This is a genomic window from Enterobacter sp. ZOR0014 (assembly GCF_000798855.1).
In the GTDB taxonomy this organism is placed as follows: domain Bacteria; phylum Pseudomonadota; class Gammaproteobacteria; order Enterobacterales; family Enterobacteriaceae; genus Enterobacter; species Enterobacter kobei.
The window spans coordinates 1-12184 of the sequence record NZ_JTLF01000313.1 but is presented as its reverse complement, the minus strand read 5'-3'; the positions used below and the strand labels follow the sequence as shown (position 1 = coordinate 12184).

The following is a 12184-nucleotide window of genomic DNA, read 5'->3' as shown; positions in this document are numbered from 1 at the left end:
CCGGAGGAACATTAAATGCGGAAATGGCCGGCCGTTTCAGCAAGGTCGCCCGCCTGGCTCTGCAGGGCTCCTGCGGCGGCGGCGGACTGCACCACCAGCTCGGCGTTCTGCTGCACCATTCTGTCGAGATGGGTCACCGCATGGTTAATCTCATGGATGCCTTTCATCTGTTCGCTGGTGGCGATGGATATTTCGCGCATGATGCCGGAGACGCTGCCGATGCTGGAGCGGATCTCATCCATGCTTTCACCGGCCAGATGCACATAGCGCGAACCGGTCGCCACGCTATCGGTGGTGGAATCAATCAGGGATTTGATCTCTTTCGCCGCCTGGGCGCTACGACTGGCGAGGTTACGCACTTCCCCGGCTACCACGGCAAATCCGCGGCCCTGCTCACCGGCACGCGCCGCCTCGACGGAGGCGTTTAGCGCCAGAATGTTGGTCTGGAAGGCGATACCGTCGATGACGCTGGTGATATCACCAATTTTTGCGGACGCCACTTCGATGGACTGCATCGTGCTGATGGCCTGAGAAACCACTTCACCACCGCGCGCGGCAGCCGCAGACGCTTTGCTTGCCTGATCGTTCGCTTCCGCTGCCGATTCATTCGATTGCGTGACGGAGGCGGTGATCTGCTCCACCGCGCTGGCGGTCTCGCGAAGGCTGGACGCCGCCTGCTCGGTACGCCCGGAAAGATCCTGGTTGCCAGCCGCAATTTCCTGCGCGGCATTTTTCACCGACGCGCTGGCGTCACGGAGTTGTACCATCACGACGGAAAGCTTATCGCTGAAGGCATTAAAGGCCTGCGCAATTTGCGCCACTTCATCATTGCCGCTGTCCGGCAAACGCTGGGACAGATCGTTGGTCCCGTTGGCAATGTTATGCATCGCATCACGAATGTCAGACAAGCGTTTCAGCAGACGGGCAATCAGGACGTGAACAATGGCGCCGCTCAGGAGTGCCAGGATCACCAGCGAAATCGCCGACGCTTTCAGCAGGGAACGCATGCCGGAGGTGGCATCGCTGTTGTCGAGCGCGACGACCAGCAGCCAGTTTGTGCCCGGCACGGCTGAGGCAATGAAGGTTTTGTCTACATCATTCAGGGTTCCGTCGACCGGATTACCGCGCTTCAGCGCCGCAAAGTCGATCCCTTTGATCGTCTCGGCAAACGGCTTCAGGGTCAAAGCCGGATCGTTGGCGGCAATCACGGTACCATCACTGTTCAGGAGCAGCCCGCTGCTGGCGGGTGTTGGGTGGATGCCGCGCACGTTTGCCACGACGCTATCCATGGCGACATCGCCCGCCACCACCGCTTTCAGGACGCCATTTTCTTTCACCGGTACAGCAAACGTCACCACCAGCTTTCCGGTACCGGCATCAACATAGGGTGCCGTCACTACCGGGCCGTCCGTGCTCACCACCTGCTGATACCAGGGACGAATGGTCGGATCATAATCCGCCGGGACACCCGCAGGTTCAGAAAACTTCGCCGTCTTGCTCGCATAACCCACATAGACGTTAGTGAATCCCCCCGCCTGTGCCAGTTGTTTAAACACCGGAACCGGGTCGTCAGCCAGCGCGACGCTTTGTGCGGAGGTAATCACCGTCATTTTGCTTTTGGCCCAGTCGGCAATCGCCATGTTGTGGCTGGCGCTGGTACTGGTCAATATATCGCGCTGTGACTGCTGGTTATCCTGGCGCGTGACCTGGAAGTTAATAACGGTATTGAGAAGAAGGGCGACGACAAGGCAACCTGTCGTCGTGGCGATAATACGTGCGCGAATCGATCTGAACATAAGTGAAATACCTGCTGTGTTGTTTCCATGCCTATCGGCAACCCCGCAGGTAAACTTGATGCTGAAACCGCGTCCATAAGAAAATAATATTTTTACGGGATTATTATTAAAAAGTTAATACTTTATCTGCGGTCAGCGTCCATTCGGCCAGCTCAACCAGCGTCCCGATTTCTACGCCCTCTATCAGCGGCAGAGTGGTAATCCCGCGTCCGTCGGTACAGGTCTTGCACAGTTTCACCGGCACATTTTGCGCGGTCAGGATCTCCAGCATCTGCTGAATGTTATAGCCTTCTGCCGGCTTTTGGCCCTTCAGCCCGGCGGTGACCGCATCCGACATTAAAAAAATCTGTAATGCCAGGTCGCTCTCTTTTTCACGTAACGCAATGGCCAGACGCAGGCTGTTAAAAAGAGATTCGCTGCCGTAGGCCGCCCCGTTGGCGACGATCACAATCTTCTGCATGTTGACTCCTGTTCTTATAAAGGCACGAATATTGCTTAATTCTCCGGAGTTTCGCTGTCCGGGAGAGTAAGCATGACATTAATGGCTGGCATTTCGCCAGGTGCAACCGAATGGCTTCAGCGCGCGAGGCTGATGCGCCGGGAGCAGCTCAGCAAGCTGGCAGAGCTGAACGTGCTGGTGCACGGCATTAGCCAACTGGTACATATGCTACAGTGCGAGCGCGGGGCATCCAACGTCTGGCTCTGTTCACAGGGTAAGCTCTACGCGCCTGAATGCAAAGCCAGCCGGGCACTGGTAGACGAAAATCTTGCTGCGCTGAATACGATACTTGGCAAGCAGTCCCTCCTCCCGGGGAGCGCCGTCTGCGAACGTATCGGTAATGCACTGCATACGCTGGACACACTTCCCGCGCTGCGTGACGGGGTGAGTCAACAAACCCTGACGGCCCCGCAGGCCATGGAACATTACTCCCGCATGCTTCGCCATCTGCTCAGTATCGTGCCGCAACTCAATGACAGCATTGACGATCCGCAAATCGCGGGCCGGTTTGTCGCCCTTTACAGCCTGATGCAGGGGAAAGAGCTGGCGGGACAAGAGCGGGCCCTGGGGGCGATAGGCTTCACGCAGGGTTTTTTTGATGACGTTACCCGCCAGAGACTGGTAGATCGCATTGACGGGCAGCAAGCCTGCTTTGAGATCTTCCTCTCCCACAGTCAGGCTGACGTTCAGGCCACTTTCTCCCTCAACTGCCAGCCCGACCGTGAGACGGAGCAACTCCGGCGCGTGGCCTGTACCCGCCAGCCTGCCGCGGATAATGGCCATACCGCGCTGGTGTGGTTTGCGCTGCAAACGGCGCGGCTGGAGCATCTGCGGGCGCTGGAGGAGACAATCATCGCCGATCTGATGGTCGCGGTGGATGAGCGGATTCAGCGTGACGAGGTTTATCCGCATTCCGCAGATGAACTGGAGGACCCGCTGGCGCATTACCCGGATAAACCCCTGCTGCCTCTGGTTCGTCAGCAGGCGCGCGAGATTGAGCAACTCTCCCGTCAGCTTGCGTCGCTGCGCGATACGCTTGAGGAGCGAAAAACCATTGATAAAGCAAAAAGCGTGCTGATGACCCACCAGAATATGAGTGAAGAGCAGGCCTGGACAACGCTGCGCAAAATGGCGATGGACAAGAATCAGCGCATGGTGGATATCGCCCGGGCGCTGCTTACGGTGAAAAGCGTGTGGCAGATAACCCCAAAGGAGTAGCTGCACAATCAGTGGGCATGTTGTGCCTGATTGGGGTGCGTAATGGCGAGCAAAACCGGGCTGTCGGCCCTGAAACAGGGTGTTCAAACCTGGCATTGACTTTGCATCATTGAATTAACCATTTTTGACGGTGCGCCAACGGCGGTGCATCAGTCTTCGGGATAAAGGCGTCCAGCGGTGCTTCGGCACTGTGGGCGCTTTTTTTTTGGCTTTTTTTCAGGAGTGGTCATGGCGGATTTGTCGAGACGGCGGTTTTTGCAGGCCAGCATGCTGGCGAGTGGCGCAGTGTTATTACCGGGTGTCATGCAGGCTGCCTGGGCGGCAGGCTCGGATAAACCGGAGCAGGAGACGGTACGTATCGGGTTTATCCCGCTGACCGACTGTGCGCCGGTGGTTATCGCAGCCCTGAAAGGCTTTGATAAAAAATACGGTATCACCATCGTCCCCACCAAAGAGGCGAGCTGGGCAGCGGTACGCGACAAGCTGGTGGCGGGGGAGCTGGACGCCGCGCACATTCTTTACGGTCTGCTGTACGGGCTTGAACTGGGTATTGCAGGCAAGCCGCAGCAGATGGCAAACCTGATGACGCTTAACCAGAACGGTCAGGCCATTACGCTCTCCAGCGATCTGGCGGAGAAGGGGGTTCGCGATCTTGACGGGCTGAAAACGCTGGTCGGGCAGCAGGCGACTGGCACTTACACTTTCGCGCACACCTTCCCGACCGGAACGCACGCCATGTGGCTTTACTACTGGCTGGCGAGCGCAGGCATTAACCCCTTCGATGACGTGCGCACGGTGGTGGTGCCGCCGCCGCAGATGGTGATGAACATGCGCATTGGCAACATGGTGGGCTTTTGCGTCGGTGAGCCGTGGAACGCGAGGGCGATTAACGACCGCATTGGCTTCACCGCTGCCACGTCGCAGTCCATCTGGGCGGATCATCCTGAAAAAATTCTCGGCACGCGTCGCGACTGGGTGGAGAAAAATCCGCACACCGCCCGGGCGCTGGTGAGCGCCGTGATGGAAGCCGCGCGCTGGATTGAGGCGTCCCCGGAAAACAAACGTGAAACCGCGCAGATCCTCTCGCGACGGGCGTGGCTCAACTGCAAAGAACAGTATCTCACCGGGCGAATGCTCGGGGAATACGACAACGGCCTGGGGCAGCGCTGGCAGGACGCGCACCCGATCCGTTTCTTCAACGAGGGTGCCGTCAGTTATCCGTACCTCTCCGACGGCATGTGGTTCTTAACCCAGTTCCGCCGCTGGGGCTTGCTTAAAGCCGCGCCGGATTACGTGGGTATTGCGCAGCGCATTAACCAGACCGCGGTCTGGCAGGATGCTGCCACCGCCGTCGGCGGACTCTCCACTCCCTCATCACCGTATCGCAGCAGCACGCTGATGGACGGTACCGTCTGGAGCGGAACCGATCCGGAAGGGTACGCCAACCGTTTTGCCATTCACCGTAAAGGGGCCTGATTATGCCGCATCTGCAAAACACAAAACCACAAGAGAAGCCTGAGAGCGGGGAGGTGATTGTCCTGCCACCGTTACAGGTTCGTCGTCGTACGCCTGCGTTGGCGCGTCGAATGAATGATGTTTTACAGCGCGTCATTCCGGCGTTTCTGGGGCTGGGGCTGCTGGTGGTGCTCTGGCAACTGGCGGCGATAAACAGCAAAGGCTTCCCGACGCCGCTCAGCACGCTCGACTCGGCCATAACCCTGTTCGCCGATCCGTTTTATCGCGACGGGCCAAACGATATGGGCATAGGCTGGAACGTGCTTGCGTCACTGCAGCGCGTCGCCATCGGCTTTGGTCTGGCAGCGCTGGCGGGGATTCCGCTGGGCTTTCTGATTGGCCGCTTCACCTTTTTCTCGCGCATGTTCAACCCGCTAATTGCCCTCCTGCGGCCGGTTAGCCCGCTGGCCTGGCTGCCCATCGGCCTGCTGCTGTTCCAGAAAGCGGAGCCAGCATCAAGCTGGACCATATTTATCTGCTCCATCTGGCCGATGGTCATCAACACCGCGGAAGGGGTGCGCCGTATTCCACAGGACTACCTCAACGTCGCCCGGGTACTGCAACTCTCTGAGTGGACCATCATGCGCCGCATTCTCTTTCCTGCCGTGCTGCCTGCGGTGCTGACCGGGGTACGCCTCTCCATCGGTATTGCCTGGCTGGTGATTGTCGCCGCCGAGATGCTCACCGGAGGCTTAGGCATCGGCTTCTGGATCTGGAACGAGTGGAACAACCTCAACGTCGAAAACATTCTCATCGCCATCGTCATTATTGGCGTGGTCGGGTTGCTGCTGGAGCAGGGGCTGATGCTGATTGCCCGTCGCTTTAGCTGGCAGGAAAAATAAGGAGCGAAGATGAAACCATTAATTCAGGTCCAGGGCGTGAGCCAGCGCTTTTCTACTGCCAGCGGCGAGTTTCTGGCGCTGCAAAACGTTTCGTTTGATATTCACGAGGGCGAAACCGTCAGTTTGATCGGCCACTCCGGCTGCGGCAAATCGACGCTGCTAAACCTTATTGCCGGCATTACGCTGCCGACGGAAGGTGGGCTTATCTGCGACAACCGCGAAATTGCCGGGCCGGGCCCCGAGCGCGCGGTGGTGTTTCAGAACCATTCCCTGCTGCCATGGCTCACCTGCTTTGACAACGTCGCCCTGGCGGTGGATCAGGTGTTCCGTCACACCATGAGCAAGTCTGAGCGTAAAGCGTGGATCGAGCACAACCTCGACCGCGTGCAGATGGGGCATGCCTTGCATAAGCGCCCGGGGGAGATCTCCGGCGGCATGAAGCAGCGCGTGGGCATCGCCCGCGCGCTGGCGATGAAGCCAAAAGTGCTGCTGATGGATGAACCGTTCGGCGCGCTGGATGCGCTGACGCGAGCCCATCTGCAGGACTCGGTGATGCAGATCCAGCAGGCATTGAACACCACTATCGTGCTGATTACCCACGACGTGGATGAGGCAGTGCTGCTTTCCGATCGCGTGCTGATGATGACCAACGGCCCGGCGGCGACCGTCGGAGAGATCCTGCGCGTTGATCTGCCGCGTCCGCGCAACCGGGTTCAGCTGGCGGACGACAGCCGCTACCACCACATGCGTCAGCAGATCCTCCATTTCCTCTACGAAAAACAGCCGAAAGCGGCGTAACGAGGGGGCTTTGATGCGACTGGTCATTATCGGGAATGGAATGGCGGCCACCCGGCTGATTGACGGGCTAACCGGGCGGGCCTCGGGTCGTTTTGCTATCACCGTAGTCGGTGATGAGCCTGAGCATGCCTATAACCGCATTCAGCTTTCGCCTGTGCTGGGGGGCGAGAAAGCGGCAGCGGATATCTGTCTTCAGGATGAGGACTGGTACCGGGAACGTGGCGTTACGGTGCTGCGGGGCGAAAGGGCGCTTGCCGTGGACGTGGCCTCACGAGAAGTGCGAACCGCCACCCGCACGCTGGGCTGGGATGCCCTGGTATTTGCCACCGGTTCAACGCCTTTTGTTCCGCCGATCCCCGGCGGTGATGCGCCGCAGGTGTTCACGTTCCGCACCCTGGAGGATACCTGCGCCATTCAGGCAATTTCCGGTCCGGCGGTGGTGCTGGGGGGCGGCGTGCTTGGGGTTGAGACTGCGGCAGCACTGGCACGCTCAGGTGACAACGTCACGCTCGTTCATCGCGGTCCGTGGCTGATGGAACAACAGCTGGATCAACAGGCTGGCGCGCTGCTGGAGGAGGCGCTGGCGGAACGGGGCGTGCGCTGTGAGCTTGCCTCCGGCATCTCGGCGATTAACGACAATACCGTGACGTTGCTCAATGGACGCAGTCTTGCTGCGGCGCGCGTGGTGCTGGCGACCGGCGTGCAGCCCAACATTGACCTGGCAAAGGCCAGCGGCCTTCATTGCTCGCGCGGGATTGTGGTGAATCACCAGATGCAGACCTCCGCGCCGGACATCTATGCCATTGGCGAGTGCTGCGAAATTGATGGCCAGACGTTTGGCCTGGTCGCCCCCTGTCTGGCGCAGGCCGATATCCTCGCCGCACGGCTGGCGGGCGACACCACTGCGCCATTTACCCTCACCGACAACGGTGTGCGCCTCAAGGTGACCGGCGTGGAGCTGTTCAGCCTGGGTCGCGCGGCGGAGCAGGAGGGCGACGTGGTCTGGCGTTCATGGGATCCGCTGACGCGTCACTATCGTCGCTTACTGATCCATCAGGGGACGCTGGCTGGCGTGCTGCTGATGGGAGATTGCCGCCACGCGGCGACATTTACCGATTTACGGGCAACGGCTGCGCCCGCACACGCGGACTGGCTGTTCGATCGATTCACTACGCAACCACAGGTTGCAGGACAGAACGCTATGACAAAACCTACTCTGGTGGTGGTTGGGCACGGTATGGTCAGCCATCATTTTCTCGAAGATTGCGTTAACCGCAACTTACATCAGCAGTATCAGATCGTGGTCTTTGGTGAAGAGCGCTATGCCGCCTATGACCGGGTGCATCTGTCCGAGTATTTTGGCGGCCGCAGTGCGGATTCGCTCTCGCTGGTGGCAGGGGATTTTTTTGCTGATAACGGCATTGAGCTGCGCCTGTCGCAGCAGATTGTCGCCATTGACCGCGACGCGCGCGTGGTGCGTACCGCCAGTGGGCATGAAACGCACTGGGATAAACTGGTGCTGGCGACCGGCTCATACCCGTTTGTCCCGCCGGTACCGGGTAACGATCTGTCGGGCTGTTTTGTCTACCGCACGCTCGACGATCTCGACAACATTGCGGCCCATGCGGCGGGTGCGCGTCGCGGGGTCGTCATCGGCGGCGGGCTGCTGGGGCTGGAGGCAGCAAACGCCCTGAAACAACTCGGGCTCGACACTCACGTGGTGGAGTTTGCGCCCAATCTGATGGCGGTTCAGCTCGATAACGACGGTGCGTCGATGCTGCGCAAGAAAATCGAGGCGCTGGGCGTGGGCGTTCACACCGCTAAAGCCACCACGGAAATTGCGTCGACGGATGACGGGCTGGTGCTGCGCTTTGCCGATGGCGAAGCGCTGGAAACGGACCTGGTGGTCTTTTCTGCCGGTATCCGTCCGCAGGACGCGCTGGCGCGCAGCAGCGGGCTGGCTATCGGCGAGCGCGGCGGGATCTGCATTGACGATGGCTGCCAGACTTCCGACCGTGACGTGTTTGCCATTGGCGAATGCGCGTTGTGGGAAGGGAAAATCTTTGGACTGGTTGCCCCGGGCTACCAGATGGCACGCGTGGCCGCCGCCGCGCTGGCAGGGGAGGATAAAACCTTCACCGGCGCGGATATGAGCACCAAACTCAAGCTGCTGGGCGTGGATGTGGCGTCGTTTGGCGACGCTCACGGGCGCACGCCTGGGGCGCTGAGCTACCAGTGGACGCACGGCCCGCAGCAAATCTACAAGAAAATCGTGGTCAGCCACGACAGCAAAACGCTGCTCGGCGGCGTGCTGGTGGGGGATGCCAGCGAATACGCCACGCTGGTGCAGATGATGCTCAATGGAATCAGCCTGCCGAAAGCGCCGGAAACCCTGATATTACCCGCATCCTCAGGCAGCGCGCCAAAAGCGCTGGGCGTGGCGGCGCTGCCGGAAAGTGCGCAGATCTGTTCGTGTCATAACGTCAGCAAGGGCGATATTTGCCAGGCCGTGAGCGCGGGCGCAACGGATATCGGTGCCATCAAACAGTGCACTAAAGCGGCGACCGGTTGCGGGGGCTGTAGTGCGCTGGTGAAGCAGGTGATGGAGTTTCAGCTTGCTGAACAGGGCGTGGAGGTGAAAAAGGATATCTGCGAACACTTCCCCTGGTCACGCCAGGAAATTTACCACCTGGTGCGCGTCAACCATATCCGCACCTTTGACCAGCTCATCAGCCGCTACGGTCAGGGACACGGGTGCGAAATCTGTAAGCCGCTGGTCGGGTCCGTGCTGGCTTCCTGCTGGAACGAGTATCTGCTTAAACCGGCGCATCTGCCGCTGCAGGACACCAACGACCGTTACTTTGCCAATATTCAGAAGGACGGAACCTATTCCATCGTGCCGCGTATGCCCGCCGGGGAAGTGACCGCCGACGGGCTGATCGCCATCGGCCAGATTGCAAAGCGCTATAGCCTTTACAGCAAAATCACTGGCGGGCAGCGTATTGACCTTTTTGGCGCCACTCTGGAACAGCTACCGGAGATCTGGCAGGCGCTGGTGGAAGCCGGATTTGAGACCGGCCACGCTTACGGGAAATCTCTGCGCACGGTGAAATCCTGCGTTGGGTCGACCTGGTGCCGCTATGGCGTGCAGGACTCCACCGGCCTCGCGGTCAAACTGGAGCACCGTTACAAAGGCCTGCGCGCGCCGCACAAAATCAAAATGGCGGTTTCCGGCTGTACCCGCGAGTGTGCCGAGGCGCAGAGCAAAGACGTGGGCGTCATTGCCACCGATAAAGGCTGGAACCTCTACCTGTGCGGCAACGGCGGCATGAAGCCGCGCCATGCGGATCTTTTCGCCAGCGATCTGGACGATGAAACGCTGATCCGTACCGTTGACCGGTTCCTGATGTTCTACATCCGCACGGCGGATCGCCTGCAGCGCACCAGCACCTGGATGGACAACCTGGAAGGCGGCCTCGACTATCTGCGCGAGGTGATCCTCGAGGACAGTCTGGGTATTGCCGACGAACTGGAGCAGGAGATGGCCCGGGTGGTAGAAACCTACCAGTGCGAATGGCAGACCACGCTCAACGATCCCAACCGTCTGGCGCTGTTCCGCACCGCTGTGAACGACACTGCCGCAGAGCAAGGCAAACGCTGGCAGGAAATCTGCGGTATCGAGGATATCCCCGAACAGGCGGGCATTGGCGCGCGTCTTGGTCACAATGCGATTGCGCTGTTCCGCTTTGGCAAAACCGTTTATGCCCTCGACGACCTGGAGCCAGGAAGCCGTGCGAACGTGCTTTCTCGCGGCATTCTTGGCGATGCGGCGGGGGAGCCGGTGGTGATCTCTCCGCTTTATAAACAGCGCATTCGTCTGCGCGATGGCTGTCAGGTTGAAAATGGTGAGCCTGCGGTACGCGCCTGGCCGGTGAAAATTGAAAACGGCAAAGTGTGGGTCGGTAACGATGCCCTGGTCATGCGTGCGGAGGCTTCATGACAGAAACCCGGACAACATGCCCCTACTGCGGGGTGGGCTGCGGCGTGGTCGCCCGCGTGGAAGGCGGCGTGGTCAGCGTTCGGGGAGATGAAACCCATCCGGCGAATTTTGGTCGCCTGTGCGTGAAAGGGGCCGCCCTGGGGGAGACAACCGATTTACAGGGGCGGCTTTTGCGCCCGGTCCTTGACGGTAATGAGGTGGACTGGACGCAGGCACTGGAGGCGGCAGGTGAACGGCTCCAGCACATTATCGACACATGGGGGCCGCAGGCGGTGGCGTTCTACGCGTCCGGCCAGCTGTTAACCGAGGATTACTACGCCGCTAACAAGCTGATGAAGGGGTTCATCGGGGCGGCGAACATTGATACCAACTCCCGGCTCTGCATGTCGTCAGCGGTGGTGGGTTATAAACGTGCCTTCGGTGAGGACGTGGTGCCGTGCAGTTACGAGGACGTGGAGAACAGCGATCTGGTGGTACTGGTGGGCTCGAATGCCGCCTGGACGCACCCTGTTCTGTACCAGCGGCTGGTGCAGGCAAAGCAAACTAATCCGCAGATGAAGGTGGTGGTGATTGACCCGCGTGAAACGGTTACCTGTGATATCGCTGACCTGCATCTGGCGCTAAAACCCGGCAGCGATGCGGGGCTGTTTGTGGGGTTGCTCAATGTGATCCAGGGAACCGACGCGTGGCCGATGGCCCGCGTGGCGGCGTTTTGCGACCTTCCTGTGCAGGATATTGGTGTGTTTTATGACTGGTTTGTCACCGCGCCACGCGCGATCACGCTCTACACCATGGGGATCAACCAGTCATCGAGCGGTAGCGACAAGTGTAACGCCATCATCAACGTCCATCTTGCCAGCGGAAAATTCAACCGCCCGGGCTGCGGTCCGTTTTCGCTGACCGGACAGCCAAACGCCATGGGCGGACGAGAAGTGGGCGGGCTGGCAAATCAGCTGGCGGCGCACATGAGCTTTGAGCCGGACGACCTTTCGCGGGTGGCGCGTTTCTGGGGAACGGAAAGGCTGGCGCAGACGCCAGGCCTGATGGCGGTTGAACTGTTTGATGCCATTGCCCGTGGCGAAGTGAAGGCGGTGTGGATCATGGGCACCAACCCAGCGGTCTCGCTGCCGGACAGTCACGCCGTATGTCAGGCGCTGGCAGGCTGCCCGCTGGTGATTGTTTCTGAGGTCATGAACGATACCGACACCAGCCGGTTCGCCCATATCCGTTTTCCGGCGCTGGCCTGGGGGGAGAAGGACGGCACTGTGACCAATTCCGAGCGGCGTATTTCGCGCCAGCGCGCCTTTCTGCCTGCCCCGGGAGAGGCAAAACCGGACTGGTGGATCGTCGCGCAGATTGCAAAACGGCTGGGGCACGGCGATGCCTTTGCCTGGCAACATCCGCACGAGATATTTTGCGAGCACGCGGCGCTGACGGCCTTTGAAAATGACGGCACGCGGGCATTGAACCTGCATGACCTGGCTGAACTTACCCGCGAAGCGTGGGAGCGGCTGGA

The 12184-nt window shown here is 59.9% G+C and carries 8 protein-coding genes; 6 read left to right on the top strand and 2 right to left on the bottom strand.

The window, feature by feature from the left end:
* Positions 1-11: 11 nt before the first annotated feature.
* A complete protein-coding gene (locus L977_RS17490; RefSeq protein ID WP_014884188.1) occupies positions 12-1796 on the bottom strand; it encodes a methyl-accepting chemotaxis protein in 1785 nt (594 codons plus the stop codon).
* Between the two features lie 106 nt (positions 1797-1902).
* Positions 1903-2256 (bottom strand): DsrE/DsrF/TusD sulfur relay family protein, encoded by a 354-nt coding sequence (locus L977_RS17485; RefSeq protein WP_014884187.1) that lies wholly within the window; start codon positions 2254-2256, stop codon positions 1903-1905.
* Between the two features lie 72 nt (positions 2257-2328).
* On the opposite strand from L977_RS17485, the gene nasR reads away from it, so the two are divergent.
* The 6 genes from nasR to L977_RS17450 form a co-directional block, all read left to right on the top strand.
* Positions 2329-3513, top strand: a complete 1185-nt coding sequence (gene nasR / locus L977_RS17480; protein ID WP_047626379.1) for a nitrate regulatory protein NasR — start codon at positions 2329-2331, stop codon at positions 3511-3513.
* Positions 3514-3741: 228 nt separating this feature from the next.
* Entirely contained in the window at positions 3742-4989 is a 1248-nt protein-coding gene (locus tag L977_RS17470) for a CmpA/NrtA family ABC transporter substrate-binding protein (protein WP_047626378.1), read from the top strand.
* Between the two features lie 2 nt (positions 4990-4991).
* Positions 4992-5870 carry a nitrate ABC transporter permease gene (gene ntrB / locus L977_RS17465; protein ID WP_014884183.1) on the top strand — a complete coding sequence of 293 codons (879 nt, stop codon included), beginning with the start codon at positions 4992-4994 and terminating at the stop codon, positions 5868-5870.
* A 9-nt stretch (positions 5871-5879) separates the two neighbouring features.
* Positions 5880-6668, top strand: a complete 789-nt coding sequence (locus tag L977_RS17460; protein WP_014884182.1) for an ABC transporter ATP-binding protein — start codon at positions 5880-5882, stop codon at positions 6666-6668.
* A gap of 13 nt (positions 6669-6681) precedes the next feature.
* Entirely contained in the window at positions 6682-10668 is a 3987-nt protein-coding gene (nirB, locus tag L977_RS17455) for a nitrite reductase large subunit NirB (RefSeq protein ID WP_081987749.1), read from the top strand.
* On the top strand, positions 10665-12184 hold a 1520-nt coding region (locus L977_RS17450; protein WP_047626381.1), incomplete at its 3' end, for a molybdopterin-dependent oxidoreductase. The genes nirB and L977_RS17450, both read left to right, overlap by 4 nt.